The 16,190-nt window shown below is 60.5% G+C and carries 14 protein-coding genes and 1 pseudogene; 7 read left to right on the forward strand and 8 right to left on the reverse strand.

Annotation, left to right across the window (positions count from 1 at the left end; genetic code table 11):
- A pseudogene (locus GSQ92_RS30185) lies at positions 1-211 on the reverse strand (hypothetical protein); the annotation flags it as partial.
- Between the two features lie 848 nt (positions 212-1,059).
- Here GSQ92_RS30185 and GSQ92_RS11810 point away from each other — a divergent pair.
- The 5 genes from GSQ92_RS11810 to GSQ92_RS11830 all read left to right on the forward strand — a co-directional run bounded on the left by GSQ92_RS11810 (position 1,060) and on the right by GSQ92_RS11830 (position 5,228).
- On the forward strand, positions 1,060-1,683 hold the full coding sequence (locus tag GSQ92_RS11810) for an AAA family ATPase (RefSeq protein WP_158803580.1): 624 nt from the start codon (positions 1,060-1,062) through the stop codon (positions 1,681-1,683).
- On the forward strand, positions 1,680-2,069 hold the full coding sequence (locus tag GSQ92_RS11815; RefSeq protein WP_158803581.1) for a hypothetical protein: 390 nt from the start codon (positions 1,680-1,682) through the stop codon (positions 2,067-2,069). The genes GSQ92_RS11810 and GSQ92_RS11815 overlap by 4 nt, the downstream gene beginning before the upstream one ends.
- A gap of 38 nt (positions 2,070-2,107) precedes the next feature.
- Positions 2,108-2,266, forward strand: coding sequence for an SDR family oxidoreductase (locus GSQ92_RS11820; RefSeq protein ID WP_216850198.1), 159 nt, complete (start codon positions 2,108-2,110; stop codon positions 2,264-2,266).
- Positions 2,267-2,523: 257 nt separating this feature from the next.
- A complete protein-coding gene (locus tag GSQ92_RS11825) occupies positions 2,524-3,270 on the forward strand; it encodes an alpha/beta fold hydrolase (RefSeq protein ID WP_256367102.1) in 747 nt (248 codons plus the stop codon).
- 398 nt (positions 3,271-3,668) lie between these two features.
- On the forward strand, positions 3,669-5,228 hold the full coding sequence (locus GSQ92_RS11830; RefSeq protein WP_158803582.1) for an ABC transporter substrate-binding protein: 1,560 nt from the start codon (positions 3,669-3,671) through the stop codon (positions 5,226-5,228).
- A gap of 71 nt (positions 5,229-5,299) precedes the next feature.
- Here the strand turns inward: GSQ92_RS11830 and GSQ92_RS11835 are convergent, their stop codons facing one another.
- From GSQ92_RS11835 to GSQ92_RS11865, 7 genes are all read right to left on the reverse strand, one after another.
- Positions 5,300-6,277, reverse strand: coding sequence for an ABC transporter ATP-binding protein (locus GSQ92_RS11835; RefSeq protein WP_216850200.1), 978 nt, complete (start codon positions 6,275-6,277; stop codon positions 5,300-5,302).
- The gene (locus GSQ92_RS11840; RefSeq protein ID WP_254065693.1) at positions 6,274-7,224 is read right to left on the reverse strand and encodes an ABC transporter ATP-binding protein; all 951 of its coding nucleotides are present in this window, start codon (positions 7,222-7,224) and stop codon (positions 6,274-6,276) included. Before GSQ92_RS11840 ends, GSQ92_RS11835 begins: the two co-directional genes overlap by 4 nt.
- 20 nt (positions 7,225-7,244) lie before the next feature.
- Positions 7,245-8,126: an ABC transporter permease gene (locus tag GSQ92_RS11845; RefSeq protein WP_216856813.1), complete on the reverse strand. Its 882-nt coding sequence runs from the start codon at positions 8,124-8,126 to the stop codon at positions 7,245-7,247.
- A complete protein-coding gene (locus GSQ92_RS11850; protein WP_159013493.1) occupies positions 8,113-9,057 on the reverse strand; it encodes an ABC transporter permease in 945 nt (314 codons plus the stop codon). The genes GSQ92_RS11845 and GSQ92_RS11850 overlap by 14 nt, the downstream gene beginning before the upstream one ends.
- Before the next feature lie 12 nt (positions 9,058-9,069).
- Complete coding sequence (locus tag GSQ92_RS11855; protein WP_159013494.1) at positions 9,070-11,079, reverse strand: CocE/NonD family hydrolase; 2,010 nt, start codon at positions 11,077-11,079, stop codon at positions 9,070-9,072.
- A 47-nt stretch (positions 11,080-11,126) separates the two neighbouring features.
- On the reverse strand, positions 11,127-12,287 hold the full coding sequence (locus GSQ92_RS11860) for an SRPBCC family protein (protein ID WP_254065581.1): 1,161 nt from the start codon (positions 12,285-12,287) through the stop codon (positions 11,127-11,129).
- Positions 12,288-12,389: 102 nt separating this feature from the next.
- A complete protein-coding gene (locus tag GSQ92_RS11865) occupies positions 12,390-13,049 on the reverse strand; it encodes a TetR/AcrR family transcriptional regulator (RefSeq protein ID WP_158802585.1) in 660 nt (219 codons plus the stop codon).
- Positions 13,050-13,173: 124 nt separating this feature from the next.
- Here GSQ92_RS11865 and GSQ92_RS11870 point away from each other — a divergent pair, with 124 nt between their 5' ends.
- Complete coding sequence (locus GSQ92_RS11870; RefSeq protein ID WP_158802586.1) at positions 13,174-15,210, forward strand: NADH:flavin oxidoreductase; 2,037 nt, start codon at positions 13,174-13,176, stop codon at positions 15,208-15,210.
- Positions 15,211-15,560: 350 nt separating this feature from the next.
- Positions 15,561-15,815 carry a hypothetical protein gene (locus tag GSQ92_RS11875; RefSeq protein WP_158802587.1) on the forward strand — a complete coding sequence of 85 codons (255 nt, stop codon included), beginning with the start codon at positions 15,561-15,563 and terminating at the stop codon, positions 15,813-15,815.
- Positions 15,816-16,190: the final 375 nt, after the last annotated feature.

The raw sequence follows: 16,190 nt of genomic DNA on the forward strand, positions 1-16,190 counted from the left end.
CAACCAAGTCTTCTAGAGCGGCAATCCTGCCATCGACCGCCCAGATGTCCTGACAAAGCGCGCGCAGTGCCTGCTCCGCTTTGAGTGGAAAGACCCAGCCGGTCGTCGAGCCGAGCCACGTTCCACCGACCTGCCTTGCACGATACGGAAGTGCGGGATGATAGGGCGCCTCGAGTTCAAGCCGCGCCCCGTTGGCCCGAATGACGACCATGTCGGGTTCTCCCAGAAGAACTGGCCGAATCCTAACTCTCTCCTCGCTGTGCGCCAAACACTATGTCGGAGCACCTAGATGAATTCGCTGAATCAACGGCGGCCGAGAAATCAAGAAAGGGAATCAGCTGCTGTGAGCCTGCTCGCATTTGCTAGACGGATTAGGGTGCTCCGCCCCTTGGACTTTCGGAGGTCGACTTCATCTCGCGGTCTTGCCTCACCGAAGCGAGCCATCTCTCCGTGCGGCCCAGCCTTTCACAAATGCTGCGCGTTCCGAGACCGTCATCCAGGAGCCGCTCGGCGCGCGCTCTAACATCGCCGTCCTGAGCAGGCGGAGCAGTTCGAGGAGCGACGACAGCGGATAGAAGAGCGACGGCTCGGTGGTTCGCATTGTCGCGCTCGGCCTTCTCCTTTTGCAACAGCTCGTAGAGCTCACAGACTCGAACGCCAAGTCGTCTCGCCGCCTGTTTGATCGGCGTATGTTGCTCGTGGACCAGCTCCCACGCCCCGGTCGTCGTCGCCATGTTCCTCCTACTCGTCGATCATTGAGCGTCCTTTTCGTGCCACGCCGCCGGTTGGACATCAATGGTTAGCCGCGCTCGCTTGGAGTGTTGGGGTAGACGGACCGTCACAGCGAGGGCACGCACTTCGCGCTGTAGAGGAAACCGACGAAGAGAAGGATCGAATTCGCGTCATTTGTCGGCGCCTGGTCGAATGCAGAACAGTCTCATCCGCGCGAATGCAAATCGCCGCTTGATCGAGGCTGGTGTCTTCCATGAGCGACTGATATTTTCATAACGACATCGCCTCATTTGAGTCATTCATTTTAGTCTCGGAGCTTTCGTCGCTATGTCTCTGCTGCCCCTCCGCTTTGGTGGAGCTACTGCATTAACCGTCGCATCCACCTTCCCGCACAAGCTTTCACCAGCGCTTGCCGATGGCATGGTCGCGCGACGGCGTCTGTTCAAGCGGATGGAGGCAGTATCGAAGGCCGGCGTCATCGCCATTGTGGGTCCGCCGGCGAGCGGCAAGACCTTCCTCGCCGCCAGCTGGCTTTGCTTCGACTGGGTCGTGCAGCGGACAGGCCACGCCATCTGGTATCAGGCCGACGATGCCGACGAGGACATCGCGGCCTTCTTCCAGCTCGTCGGATCAGCCCTCGAGGAACAGCTCAACGACAATGAGGAGCCCCTCCCCGCCTATACCCCGGAAGCTTTCTCTCAACTGAAGAGCTTCTCGGCCCATTGGTTCCGGGCTCTCTTCAAGGGAGGCACGCGGCCTCCCATCCTCTTCGTCATCGACGATCTTCACCGTCTCCCGGCGGATTCCCCGTTGGCCCAGGTGCTGCTTGAGCTCGCGAAGGCGCTCGGGCCCCAGGATCGTTTGATCTTCTTTTCGCGGGTGGCCCTACCGTCCGCTATCCGGAGGGCGATCCCCCGCTCGCGGCTGGTAGCATCACCGACCTCCAGGTGAGTGAGAATGAATGGGAGGATTTCGCGCAGGCTTCGGATCGACTGGAGCCGCTGACGCGCGAGGCCTTCGCCGCGTCGCTGCGACGCTCGGGTTACTGGATCGCCGGGCTCGACTGCCTGCCCCGGCGGACCGGGATCCTTCACGCCAGCTTGGATCAAATTCAATCCTTGCTCGCTCGGCTCGAAGCATCGGATCGCGCAGCGCTACTGGCGACAGCGTTCCTGCAAACCGGTGTCGAGCAGGACTGGGCGACGCTCGGCGGACCCGAAGCCTACCCAGCTCTGCTTCGGCTCGGCGCGGCGACGGGGTTTGTCTCCCGCCTCAGCGACACCGCGTTCCGTAAGCACGAGCTGCTTCCGGTTGAACGAGAGACTCGTGATCACTGACCGCCGCCGTCCAGATCCTCGCAGTCGAACTCAAGCCCATGCGAGTGAATGGGGTCTCCCCGGGCGTGATTGATACGCCCTGGTGGGACGCCCTGCCTGAGGCCCAGAAGCAGGCGATGTTCAAAGACTTCGCGGCCAGAACCCCGGTCGGCCGCGTCTGGCGGCCGGAGGACGTGGCGCAGGCGATCGCGTTCTGATCGCCGACGACTTCATGACCGGCCAGACGCTGATCTGCGACGGCGGTCTACGTTTTACGGCGTAATCGAGGCCGGCCCCTGATCTAAGGCGCGGTCACAATTTGAGCATGCCTGCGTGGTGCGCTGGCCTGCCGCAGATAGCACAGGTTCTGCGGTCAGACCGTGTAGGAGCGATCGCAAGCAATGAAACATTGTGTTGAGGTTGATGAGGCGACGGTGGCTTTTCAGGTTGATGGGGCGGGCCCGGCCCGATCCTCCTGCACGGCGCGGGCGGCAATTCCGAAACAAATCGGAGCCAATTGATCGGCCGGCTGTCCAAATGTCACACCGTCGTCCGACCGGACTTTTCGGGACCGGGCGAGACGGTTGATGATGGAAGGCCGTTAACCGTCGCTATGCTGGCCGCTCAAGCAGTCGCAGCAGCTGATCTGGCGGGCGCGACACCCTTTGATCTCGTCGGCTTCACCTTCGGCGCTACAGTTGCGACCTGTCTCGCGGCCGAATACCCCCATCTTGTGCGCTCTGTCATATTGCTCGCTGCGTCCTCGACGAGCGCAGATGCGCGCCAGACACTGCAATTCGAGCTATGGCGGGATCTGATCCGCACAGATCGGAAGGCGCTGACGCGTTTGCTCCTGTTTACCGGCTTTGCCCCGGATTTCCTCGCCAAGATGGACTATCCGACAGTGCTTCAGTTCATTGAGGAAATCGTTGCCCGAAGTAATTGGGATGGCTTGGCGCGGCAGCTCGAATTGCTTCTGACACAGGATGTAAGAGACCAAGCGCGGCGCATCAACAAACCTACTTTGGCTACCGGTCGCACCCACGATTATTTGGTCCCGCCCGCTTATACACAAGGGCTCGTCGATCTCATCCCAAACGAGCGCTATTTGGAGATAGCAACGGGCCATCTTGCGACATTGGAGAGCCCGCAACTTGTAGCCAACTGTATCCTCGATTTCGTGAGTCCCAATTTTCGGGTAATTTGGTCAACAGGCAGATAGGCGCGTTATCTCGTGTTGAGGCTCGTGACCAGCGTGCGAGCATTTCCCAGGCACATGTTACTAGGCGAGTTTGGCGCAGGCCAGGTTTCTCTGCTGCACCCGTGACGTCGCCCCGCCCCGCCCATCAGCGGGCAACCTATGGATCGTTTAAAAGCAATTCAACTCGCTCCGATCCATAGTTTGCCTGCTCTTCACGCCTGGAACGACGGCCCGTCGCGAATGGAGCCGGCGACACACAATGACGGAAGCCGCCGAGCTTGGCAAAGTATACGTGGAAGATGAGAGTTACCTCAGATACCATGTCGGATGATGACCCGCGCGTCGATTGACGCCACAGGCCTTCCATGTTGGATTTGCGCTTCACAATGCAGTTGTCTTTACAACTGAGGAGTTTCGTAATGAGTGCCCTGAGATTGAACAGACGGCAGGCGCTTCAGGGACTAGCTGCGATCGGTTTGGCCGCGACCGGTGGCCTGCCCAGTGCTGCCGACGCCGCGGTGTCGAAGGTCCTCCGCGCCCGCTCCTATTCCGACCTTCAGGTGCTCGATCCACTGGATTGGATTTCACAGCCTGATGTCGATATTGCCGTCTGCTGCCTGAGCAAGCTTATCCGCCACAAGCCCGGTACCTCTTGGGACTGGGAGTTAGACGCAGCGGAATCAATCAAGCAGATCGACGACACTCATGTGGCCTTCACGCTACGCAAGGGCATCAAATGGTCCAACGGATTCGGTGAGCTGACGGCTGAGGATGTCAAATATTCCTTCGAGCGGATAGCGAACCCGAAGAACCAGTCCCCCTACATGACCGACTGGTCGTCGCTCGACCATGTCGAGGTTACCGACAGCTACTCCGGTGTGATTGTTTTGAAGGAGTATTTCGCGCCGCTCTGGACCAGCACGCTGCCAGAGGCATCTGGTATGATCGTCTGCAAGAAGGCGGTGGAAGCGCTGCCCGGCAAGAAGTTCACCACTGCCTTTCCGGCAGTCTCCGGCCCCTACCAGATCGGCCAGTGGGTGCCGAAACAGAAAACCGTCCTTACGCGCAATCCGGACTTCTCCGGCACACCACCCACCTTTGATAGCATCGAGATTTATCCGATCGAAGACCCGAATACTGCAGAGATTGCATTCGAGGCGGGGAGTCTGGATTTCACCTGGATCGGGCTGGATGCGCTTGCCCGACTGAAGAAAAAGGCTCCGGCACATGCCGTGCTGATCGAACGGCCGTCCCTTGCTTTCACCTGGCTCGGCATGAACCTTACACATCCAAACTTGCAAGACGTCAACGTCCGACGCGCGATCCAGCAGGCGGTCGATATGGATTCCGTGCTAGAGGCGGCTTATTTCGGTCAGGCGCAGCGCGCGACCGGTATCGTCGCTCCCAGTCTGCTCGGTCATCGGACGAAGAACCTCTATGGCTATGATCCGAATGCGGCCAAGGCGTCGCTTGAGAAGGCTGGTAAGTCAGAAGGCCTGCGTGTCACCCTCGCCTGCCTCAATACATCGGAGTTCCTGTCCGCTGCGCAAGTGATTCAGGCCAGCCTGAGCGAAGTGGGTATCACGGCCGACATCAAACCCTATGACTCCGGCACCTTCTGGACCCTCGGCAGCCAGACGGGCACGAGTTGGAACGAAATCCAGCTCATCCTCAACCGTTACACAATGGAACCCGACCCCTCGTGGGCCACGGCTTGGTTTACGACCGCCCAGATCGGCGTCTGGAACTGGGAACGTTGGAGCAGCCCAGAGTTCGATAAGCTGCAGGAGAAGGCATTGCATATGCGCGATTCGAAGGAACGCAACGCGACGTATCAGCATATGCAGGACCTTATGGAAGAATCAGGTGCATACCTCTTCATCACAAACGGCGCGACGCCCAGCATTACGCGCGACAATGTGGTTCCAGCTTTGCTGCCGGACGGCGTGCCACTGCTCTTCGCATTCGGAAACGCCTGAAGGCACAAATCATGCTCGGCGAGGGGCGCACTGCTCCGAGCTGGGCATGATGAAGAAATCGGGCGATCGACCTACGACACGAGCGGGAAGTGGCAACGCGCCACCCGCTGCCCGATATTTCTGTCGTCGGGAGCCTGTTCGGTGCAGAGCGGTTGCGCGCGCGGACACCTAGTGTGGAATTCACACCCGGAAGGACGCGCGGCCAGACTAGGTACTTCGCCCATCAACTCGACATCCTCGCGGCGCTTGTCCGGATCAATCTCGGGCTGAGCCGCCAGCAGCCCGTGCGTGTAAGGATGCGCGGGATCGGCATAAATCTCGGCCGTATCCCCCATCTCGACGAAACGACCCATATACATGATTGCCATGCGATCGCTGACATGGCGCACCACTGCGAGATTATGGGAGATCAGCAGATAGGTGAGCCCGAGTTCATCTTGCAATCGCCGAAGAAGGTTTAGGATTTCGCCTTGGACGGATACGTCCAGGCCAGCAGTTGGTTCGTCAGCGATGATCAGCCTTGGCGATAGTGCCAGGGCACGTGCGACGCCCACACGGCGCGCCTGCCCGCCGCTGAGCTGATGAGGATAGCGCTCGGCGAAGTCCGCCGGAAGACCGACCAAGGCCAGCAATCGCCGGCATTCGGCCTCGCGGTCCCGCGCACGCAAACCCTGCCTGAAGCCATGAATGTCGAAAGGTTCCGTCACCAGCGACCGCACGGTCAGGCGCGGGCTAAGCGACGCGATCGCGTCCTGAAACATCATCGCCATCTGTCGCCTCCACAACACGAGGGACGCGTCCCCGCCTGAGGGCATGGCGGCGCCGGCAATCTTAATTTGTCCTGCACGGAATGGCGCAAGGCCCATGACAGCGCGGCCGAGCGTGCTCTTGCCCGATCCGCTTTCGCCCACCAAAGCGAAGGTTGACCCGGCCAAGATATCAAATGAAACGTCCAGCACCGCATCGACCCCGTGACGCGCCGCAAAAGGAAGAATACGCGGGGCATCATAGCGCACGCCGAGCCCCTTTACCTCCAGCAGAGCGCTCACGGACCGACTTTGTGACAACGAGCAACGTGTCCGAGGCCGACACGGTGCGCCGGCGGTGGCGTAAGACATATGTCGCTCGCCATTTGGCATCGTGGCGCAAAGACGCAGCCTGGCGGGGGCGAGACGAGGTTTGGCACTTCACCCCCGATTGTCGGTAGGATCCGCGCCATGCCCGGGATACGCGCCGGATCGCAATCCAGAAGCGCTCGCGTATAGGGATGGCGTGGTTGCAGAAGAATATTCCGCACCGGTGCCTGTTCCATAACCTCACCCGCATAAAGGATCGTCACGTCGTCACAAAGCTCGGCGATAAGTCCCAGGTTATGCGAGACAAATAGAATAGATCCGTGAAAATCTTTACGCAGGAGACGCAGCAAGTGGATGATCTGCGCCTCCATCGTGACATCCAGCGCTGTCGTCGGCTCGTCGGCGATCAGAAGGTCGGGATTACCCAGCAGCGCCATGGCAATTGCGATGCGCTGGCGCATGCCTCCGCTGAACTCATGTGGATGGCGAGACAGGCGCGCTGCGGCGTCAGGAATGCCGACGCGGCTAAGCATCGCGGCGGCTCGGTCACGTTTATCCGTCGCAGAAAGGCGATCGCGATACTGAATATCCGTCATCTGTTGTCCGATCGATAGCACCGGATTCAGTGCCGTCATTGGGTCTTGGAAGACCATCGCTATACGCCGACCCCGCAAGGCACGTAGGGCAGCGGACTTAAGGGCTAGCAGGTCTTCGCCATCGAACTGCACAGCACCGCTGATATCGGCATTCTCCGGTAGCAGCCGGGTTGCCGCACCGATCAGCGTAGACTTTCCGGAGCCACTTTCGCCGACAATTCCCATTATGGCGCCGCGGACTACCGCCAAATCGACATGCCGAAGCGCCTGAACTCTGCCGGCAGCGCTGGCGAAGGAGACGCTGAGGTCCCTCACATCGAGCATCGGCCCTGCCATAGCCCCGTTCACCGGCCGCGCCGCAGTCTTGGATCCAGTGCGTCTCGAAGGCCCTCGCCAAGGAAAGTAAAACCTAGCGTCGTGAGGATCAGCGGCAAGCTGCCTCCGACGACGATCCAAGGCGTGTCGCGAATGTAGTTGTATCCCTCACTCAGCATCCGTCCCCAGCTCGGTGCGGGCGGTGGTACACCGAGACCAAGGAAGCTCAAGCCGGCTTCGAGCGTGATCACGCCCGGAATATCCATACTAGCAAGGATCAGCAGCGGGCCGATGACGTTGGGCAGGACGTGGCGCAGCAGAATGCGCGCTGGTCTCGCGCCTAACGAGCGCTCGGCCACAATGAATTCCGCGACACGAATGCTCTGGGTGGAAGTGCGGATAAGGCGCGCATAACGGGGGATCGTGACGATGACGATGATGAGTAGGACCGTGCCGAGATCCGGACCGAGCAGCGTGATCACCGCCAGCGCCAGCATCACCACCGGAAAAGAATAGGTGGTGTCGAAGATCACAAGCAACATCGCATCCAGCCAGCGCGGGCCAAAGCCGGCGATCAGACCGAGCAACACCCCGCCAATAACCGAAATACCAGTCGCCGACAGACCGAGGAACAACGCGAAACGGGCGCCCACAATCATGCGGCTAAGGATATCCCGCCCTAACTGATCGGTGCCCAGCCAATGCGCCCAGGAAGGATTTGAGAAACGGATGCCTAGCGCCATCTTGAAGGGACTGTACGGCGCTAGCGCATCCCCGCCGATCGCGCAGATAATCAAGGCCAGCACAAGCAACCCGCCGACCGGACGCGTCCAGTCCCCAGCCAACAATCGCCGCGGGGAGAACCGCCCTGCCGTCACCACGACCGTTCCTGAAATGTCAGAGACCGGCACGGACACGGGGATCCAGGAGCGCGACGACCAGATCGGCCAACAAGGTGCAGAGCGCAAAGAGGCCAACCGTGACGAGCACGGTTCCCATGACAACCGGATAGTTGCGCGTTTCCACCGCACCCAGCACCATCTTGCCAATGCCCGGCCGGTTGAATACTGCCTCCGCGAACACGGCGCTGGAAAGCAGGCCACCCATCCCAAGGCCGATGAGGGTAACGGTTGGGAGCACCGCGATCCGCAACGCATAGCGAAAGACGATCATCCGCTCCGGCAGACCGAAGGCGCGTGCTGTACGAATATGAGCCTCACCCAACACCTCCAGCATTGACGCGCGCACCAGCCGTGCGAGGTAGCCGACCCAGCCCAGACCAACGGCAAAGGCGGGCAGCACAAGGTGGTAGAGTTCGTCCAGCGGATGCCCCTGCTCGCCCGCGCCGATTGCGGGAAACCAGTTGAAATAGACCGCAAACAACAGCAAGGCGTAGATCGCGACCACGAAGGACGGCATCGAGATCGCGCCCACCGAGAGCACGCCGCTCAACCGGTCAATCCAGGTATTGCGGCGGATCGCCGAATAGCAGCCGAGGGGGATACCCACCAGGGCGGCCCAGCCGAGACCGCCGATCGTCAGCGCCAGCGTGTAGGGCAAAGCCTCCAGAACGAGGCTGGCGACGCTGCGTCCAGTCCAGACGTCGACACCGAGATTCCCGTGCAGGACATGATCGAAGAAATGCCACAGCTGAAACGCCATCGGCTGATCTAGGCCCATGCGCGCGCGCAGCGTGGCTCGCATGGCGGGCGTTGCATTGGGCCCAAGCGCGATTGAGGCCGGGTCACCTGGAATCAAAAAGACCAGCGCGAACATCACGGTCATCGCGAGCACGCAAATGACCAAAGCAAGAGCAAGGCGCTTGCCCGCATAAGTCAGCATGGCAACGGCATCTCAGACCCCATCACGCGGGACACGTCGTGCCCAGTTGCGTGACAGGACCCGTGTCTCCCCTTCATAGGCGTCGAGGCTGGCTTCCAGGAGGAACTCCTGTTTGGTCGCGCGCATGACCGTCCGCGTCTCGGTGCGGGTCTGCCAAGCGCCACGGCCGACGCACATGGTATAGCTGATATCGACCTTGGCTGAGAGTGGATCCCGCGCCAAGATGCTGTAGCTTTCGCGCTGGATCGATTCTGTCTCCAGCCCGAGCGCCACAATGGTAGAGCGTCCTGAATCAGCCAGCACTTCGATCACCGACTCGCCGGTTTCGGCATCGCGTGTGACACGGCGATGGCCTCCGCCTTTGCGCTGCCAACTGCGTTCCAGCGGCGGCGCTGATTGCGCCGGCTGAAAAGCAAGCGCGGCATCCTCAGGACGCGGCTTGCGCACCGGTAGCGTCAGGCGGCTCGCCGCCGTGAAAAGGCTGAGCGTCGCGGGTTCGGCCGAGGGCCAGATGACGGGCCAGTAACTTGTAGCAACCGCGACGCGCAGCCGGTGTCCCGGCACGAAGCGATGCGCGGCATCGTTCAAGGCAATGCGAATGCGCATGCGCGCACCCGGCACGACATCCTCAGGCCGCTCATGGCTGTTCCGATGTGTAAGGTTCAGCACGCCGTAAGTTACCCGCAGCGACCCGCCGTCGGGTGAAACATCGCTAAGACGCACGGCGATGACCGCGTTCGGTCGATCCACGGCAACTTCCAGATCGAGTACAGGCGCGCCTAGGATTTCCAGGGTCTCTTCGAGCGGCACCGTGTCGAAGATCAGAGCGCGGCCGTCGTCGACCAGTTGATCGGTCGGCTGGTCGGGTCCGGTCCCGAAGCTGAACCAAGTTCCGGAAACCTCGCCATGGTCCTGCGGCGAACACCAGTCGAGCTTCTGTTCAAGGCCAGGTTCCGCGCGCAACCCCTCTGCGTTCAGCACTAGAACCTGTCGTTGAATGGCGAGGCTTGGCCACGAGGGTTCGGCTATCCAGCGACCCTTGCGGAATTCGTATTCCCCGAGAGGCTCCTGCCAGTCCTGCATCCAGACGCGGAGCATTGGCTCGTCCATCACGCCGGTTTCGCGACCGGCTAGATGCTGATCAAACCAGCGCAGACATTCCTGGAGGAAGCCGATGCGCGGTCCGGGCCGCGCGAAGTGAGGATATTTATGCGCCCAGGGTCCAATGATACCTCGGCACGGCGCCGTCAGCCCCGCCAGCAGCTTTGGCACGGCGTTAGAATAGCCGTCCGCCCAACCGCCCACGGCCAGCACTGGGCAGTTTATGTCTTCAAAGCTCTCGCAGATCGAGCCGTGCTTCCAGTAATCATCCCGCCGCTGATGTTGCAGCCAGATTGCAGCCAGCAGCGGCTCGTGCTCCAGGCGCTGCAACCACATGTCCCGCCAGCGGTCGCCCACCAGCGCCGGGTCGGGCGGACGCGACATGTAGCCCAGCATGGTTGAGGACCAGGCCAAATTGTCATTGAGCAAACAGCCCCCCATGAAATGGATGTCATCGGCATAGCGATCGTCCGTCGAGCAGATGCTGACGACCGCCTTCAGCGCAGGCGGCCGACGAGCCGCGACCTGCAACCCGTTAAACCCGCCCCACGAAATGCCGATCATGCCGATAAGGCCGCTACACCATGGCTGCGCCGCGATCCAGTCGATGACCTCTAGCGCATCGTCCTGTTCAAGCTTCAAGTATTCGTCATCCAGCAGACCGTCCGACTCGCCGCTGCCGCGCATGTCAACGCGCATGCAGGCATACCCATGGCCGGCAAAGTAAGGATGCGTCAGCGCGTCCCGGTCGACGGTACCATCGCGCTTGCGATAAGGCAGATACTCAAGGATCGCCGGAAAACGTGCCTGCGTGCCAGAAGGCCGCCAGATTCGCGCGGCAAGCCGCGTTCCGTCCGCTAGGACAATCCATTCGTTCTCCGTCTCGGAGACGGAATAGGGCATTTTCTCAACAACTTGCACTTCGCCGAGACCTTCCAGAAAGTGCCCGCAACAGCACGAGACCCGCTTCAGAAACCGTGCGCCTGCATGCGCTGAATGTACCAGGTCAAGAAATTGTCGAGTTGCCCTTCGGTGAAGCGTGAATAGGTGCCTGGCCGATAGCCGCGACTCCCGATTCCGGCATGCGCGATCGCGACGAGATGCGCATCCTGCTCATTGGTCGCCTTCCAGACATGGGTCAATCGGTCGACGTCATAATCCGCGCCTTCTACCGCCTCCTTATGCACGAGCCACTTGGTGCGGATGAGCGTCTCGCTGGCAGAAAGCGGCATGACCATGGTCGTCACCGCATGGTCGCCCATGAAATGATGCCAGGCATTATGGCCCCACAAGTGCAGGTCGCCGAGGTCCTTGCGCGTCATGCTGCCGAGAAGCCTGCCGCACGCCGCGAGCGCATCTGCTGTTTGCGATTCTCCGGCGCCGCCCATGACAAGCCGCTGCGTGCGGAAATTGGTCGGGTGGCCGGCAAGATGTTCGACGGCTTTCGTTTCGAAACCAAGCGCCTCCCATTCGCGAGCCTTTCCGGCGTACCGCATCTCATGGGCTTCGGCGAGCGCACGGTCTTCCGCTGACAAGCTTGCCGGATCGAAGCCAAAGTCGAGGTCAACGAAGGCGACGCAGAGTTCCGGATGGGTGGCAGAGCAGTGATAGCATTCACGATTGTTCTCGATCGTCAGCTTCCAATTGCCGCGTTCGATCAGATCCACCTGATGCGCAACCTTGGCGTCGCGCAGCCCGTAGGGTGCTAAGCGCGCCTCCATGACCTCCGCCAAGTCATCCAGATCGGCTGGCGGGCGGTCCGCGAGGCAGGCATAGAGCAGTCCGCCAATGGAGCGAAGATGCACCGGCACCAGACTGTGGCAACTGGCATCAAAATCCTTGCCCATATGCATCGCGTGGGCGAGCTCGCCGCTCAACTCGTAGGTCCATTGATGATACGGACACACCAGCCGACCGATCGTGGATATTCCGGCCGGCAGCAGTCGCGCACCGCGATGGCGGCAAACGTTGAAGAAGGCGCGCACCACATCCGCATCGTCGCGGAGGATAATGATACTGCTCCGCCCGATGTCTACCACCGAAACATCGCCCGGCTCCGGCACGTCGCAAATCGGACCGACATAGATCCAGTGACGATGAAAGATTACCTCCATATCGGCATCGAACACGTTAGCATCGGTATAGAGTTCGGCTGGCAACGTGTGGTTGGGTTGCCGCGAACGGAGCAGAGACGCGATCCTCGGGGACGGGCTATCGTGCATGGTCGGCTTTCAAACGGCGGTCTGCGGCTGGCCGGGTTCCGGATCGTTATAGCCATGACGCGCGAAGAAGCGCCGAAGCTCACGTGGCTCAGGAGCTTGGCCGGTGAAGATCTCGACGTATTGCGGGATACGCCGCATGCGCGACGACAAATCCTCAACGGTTTTTGCCGCAATGTAGCCAATCTGTGTCAGATACGTTGTTCGGGCACGCGCATCGGCCGCGATCGGATCAAAGCCGTAACGCGCAAATAGGCCCGTCACCGCCTGAAGTCGTTCGGTGTCCGCCGCGTCGATTTCGACCGAGATATGAGGCGATTGCAACGCCCAGCTGCGAATTGCATATTCGAACTGCGAGTCGAAGAGGCGGGGATCCAGCCAGCAGTCGAAGAGATTGAGGATCGCCTCCGCCACGCTCTCAGCGTACACTGCGCACTGCTTGATGATTCCACCGGTGTTCTTCGTGCGCCAACGATCCACCAGCGCCGCCAGAAGCTCGTCTCTATCCTTGAAGAACCAGTAGAAGCTGGTTCGCGAGAGGTTGAGCTTTTTCGCCAAAGGCAGAATGCGCACGGCCTCCACACCGGCCTCAACAAAGCTGTCGTAAGCCGTCTCCAGCCAGCTCTCGGCGGATCCGCGCCATCCCGTCTCGATCGCTTCCGCCTGCTGCATCAGCCGAGGCTAGCAAGCGGGAAGGGTCCGGGCAAGAATAAATGTGCAGCTACGTCGAGTTTATTGACTAGGGTGTACAGTTCTCTTAGCCTCAAGGCCAGACCCGGTTCCGTGGAAGGCCGCTATGTCAAAGGATCCCCTCCTTCAACCTTACCGGTTGAAGGATTTGACATTGAGAAACCGGATCATGACCACTTCACATGAACCGGCCTACCCTGAAGATGGAATGCCGACGGCCCGCTACCGCGCGTACCACGTCGAACGCGCGAAAGCGGGGATCGCCTTGACCATGACAGCCGGTTCGGCCGCCGTGTCTCATGACAGCCCGCCCGTCTTCAACAACGTCCTCGCATATAAGGACGAGGTGGTGCCCTGGTTGAAAGAGCTGACGGACGCCTGCCACGAGCACGGCACCGCGGTTATGATCCAGCTTACTCATCTCGGCCGTCGGACGCGCTGGGATAAGGCCGACTGGCTGCCCGTCGTCTCACCGTCCCATCGGCGCGAAGCCGCACATCGCGCCTTTCCGAAGAAATTGGAAGATTGGGACATCGCGCGAATCATCGGCGACTACGCGGATGCCGCTGAACGCATGAAGGCAGCCGGTCTCGACGGTATCGAGCTACAGGCCTACGGCCACCTCATGGACCAGTTCTGGTCTCCGCTGACCAACACCCTGGACGGGCGCTATGGTGGCTCCCTGGATAATCGCCTGCGCTTCACCTTCGAAGTGCTCTTGGCCATCAGAAAGAGAGTGGGCGACAGCTTCATCATTGGCCTTCGCTACACGGCGGACGAGGTTGTCGCTGGCGGCCTCACGAAAGCCGAGGGCCTCGCGATATCGCAACGCCTGAAGGATAGCGGCCTCGTCGACTTTCTCAACGTCATCCGCGGTCATATCGATACGGATGCCGGGCTCACCGATGTCATTCCCATCCAGGGCATGACAAGTTCGCCGCATCTCGATTTTGCCGGCGAGATCCGTGCCGCCACGAACTTTCCTACGTTCCACGCTGCAAAGATCCAGGACGTCGCGACGGCGCGCCATGCAATTGCCTCAGGCAAGCTCGACATGGTCGGGATGACCAGGGCGCATATGACCGACCCACACATCGTTCGGAAGATCATGGAAGGTCGCGAAGACGACATTCGCCCCTGCGTCGGCGCCAATTACTGTCTAGACCGGATCTACCAAGGCGGTTCGGCCTATTGCATCCACAATCCAGCGACCGGTCGTGAACTGACCATGCCTCACGACATTCCGCCCAGCAAAGCACGGCGTAAGATCGTTGTCGTCGGTGCCGGCCCGGCCGGCCTTGAGGCGGCGCGCGTTGCGGCCGTGCGCGGCCATGAGGTCGTGGTTTTCGAAGCCGCCAACCATCCTGGCGGGCAGGTTCGTCTGACGGCGCGGAGCCCACGCCGTCAGGAAATGATCGGCCTCATCGACTGGCGCATGGCGCAGTGCGAAGCGCGTGGCGTCAAGTTCCACTTCAACAGCTGGGCTGATGCAGACAGTGTCCTCGCTGAGACTCCAGATGCCGTCATCATCGCGACCGGTGGCTTACCACCGACGGAAAGCCTCTCGGCCGGAAACGACCTCACCGTTTCATCCTGGGACATTATCGCTGGTGATGTGAAACCGGGGTCGCAGGTCTTGCTCTTCGACGACGCTGGCGACCACGCGGCGCTACAGGCCGCGGAGATCATCAGTGCGACCGGCTCGATTTTGGAGGTGATGACTCCAGACCGAAGCTTCTCGCCCGAGGTCATGGCGATGAACCTTGTGCCCTATATGCGGTCGCTCCAAAAGCGGAACGTCATCTTTACAGTGACGTATCGCCTCGACTCGGTTCGACGAGAAGGCAACGAACTAGTAGCCATCGTCGGCAGCGATTACGGGGGCGTGAGGGAAGAGCGGCGGATCGATCAAGTTGTGATCAACCAGGGCACGATTCCTCTCGACGACCTTTACTTTGCGCTTAAGCCGCTATCCTGCAATCGCGGAGCGGTAGACTACACCGCATTGATTGCCGGCCGGCCGCAGCCACTGACACAGGAGGTCGAGGGCGACTTCCAGCTGTTCCGTATCGGCGATGCGGTCGCCGCCCGGAACACCCATGCCGCCATCTACGACGCTCTGCGGTTGGTGAAGGATCTGTGACGTCCAGGAGGCTTGGCAGCCGTCTGCGGCCCGCGCTAATCCTCAGTCTTGCGTGCTAGTAGGACAAAGCAAGACCGCATACAACACAAGGGAGGCCAGGATTAGGGTGTCAAGTAATGGCCAGCGGACCGCGTTCTTAAAACTCCGATGGAGGATCACACTCGTCACCGCCATCGGTGCAGTCTCTCACCGACTCGGCGTCGTCGACGAGCTGTGGAATGGTAGATCGGTGTCGATACTATCGCCAGATCGCGCGGATCGTGGGGCTTCGCCCTCATGACCTTCTTGATCCGGACTCTCGCCCACCTATGCGGGACAGACGGTTCGAAGCGTAGGCGTCGGGAACTAGCATGAGCACGTTGAACCAACCAATTGCCGCAGGGTTCACACCCAGCGAACGAGATTATATTCGGAGAGAGCTCGATATGTTCTTCTCGACATATCCGACGGTTGCCGAGGGCTTCATGATCAAAACCTGGCGGGGTGGAGTCGACGCCGGAAAGCCGAAGCTTTCGCCCGTCGCCAAGGGCCTGATCGACCGAGGGCTGATGCAGCTTGATACCGGATCACGTCCCCCAGATTGTTCTTCACGACAGAAGGGTTAGCCGAGCTGCGGGCGATGATGACGGATCGCCGTTTCGCCGATCCAAGGAAGTTTCAACACATCCGCGAGGAGCTCGGCATCGACCCAGCTCTAGAATCCTATGCCCTTACGAACGCCAATAACCTAGCCGCCGAGTTAATAACTGCTCAGTTGTGCGCAAGATCTCGGTCAGTTCCAGAATCGGGACGACCGTTTTCGTTAGTCGTCCCAGTTTTAGAGTTGGCTCGAAGACGATCGGATTGAACCAACACTCAATATTAGACAGTTTTAACCTTGCGCGGGCGGCCTGGGCCCCTCTTGCCGGCGCGAGACTTGGCTAATTTCGCCCGTTCCCGTGTGGCCTTCAACTCTCCGCGGATCGATGCCAACGCGGCCT

The organism is Acidisoma sp. S159, from assembly GCF_009766125.1.
Taxonomy (GTDB): Bacteria; Pseudomonadota; Alphaproteobacteria; order Acetobacterales; family Acetobacteraceae; genus Acidisoma.

Coding starts and splice junctions, on each gene's coding strand:
- GSQ92_RS11840 (WP_254065693.1), bottom strand. CDS start 7,224: ATGCTCGATGTGAGGGACCTCAGCGTCTCCTTCGCCAGCGCTGCCGGC.
- GSQ92_RS11875 (WP_158802587.1), top strand. CDS start 15,561: ATGAGCACGTTGAACCAACCAATTGCCGCAGGGTTCACACCCAGCGAA.
- GSQ92_RS11810 (WP_158803580.1), top strand. CDS start 1,060: ATGTCTCTGCTGCCCCTCCGCTTTGGTGGAGCTACTGCATTAACCGTC.
- GSQ92_RS11865 (WP_158802585.1), bottom strand. CDS start 13,049: ATGCAGCAGGCGGAAGCGATCGAGACGGGATGGCGCGGATCCGCCGAG.
- GSQ92_RS11870 (WP_158802586.1), top strand. CDS start 13,174: ATGTCAAAGGATCCCCTCCTTCAACCTTACCGGTTGAAGGATTTGACA.
- GSQ92_RS11820 (WP_216850198.1), top strand. CDS start 2,108: ATGCGAGTGAATGGGGTCTCCCCGGGCGTGATTGATACGCCCTGGTGG.
- GSQ92_RS11850 (WP_159013493.1), bottom strand. CDS start 9,057: ATGCTGACTTATGCGGGCAAGCGCCTTGCTCTTGCTTTGGTCATTTGC.
- GSQ92_RS11830 (WP_158803582.1), top strand. CDS start 3,669: ATGAGTGCCCTGAGATTGAACAGACGGCAGGCGCTTCAGGGACTAGCT.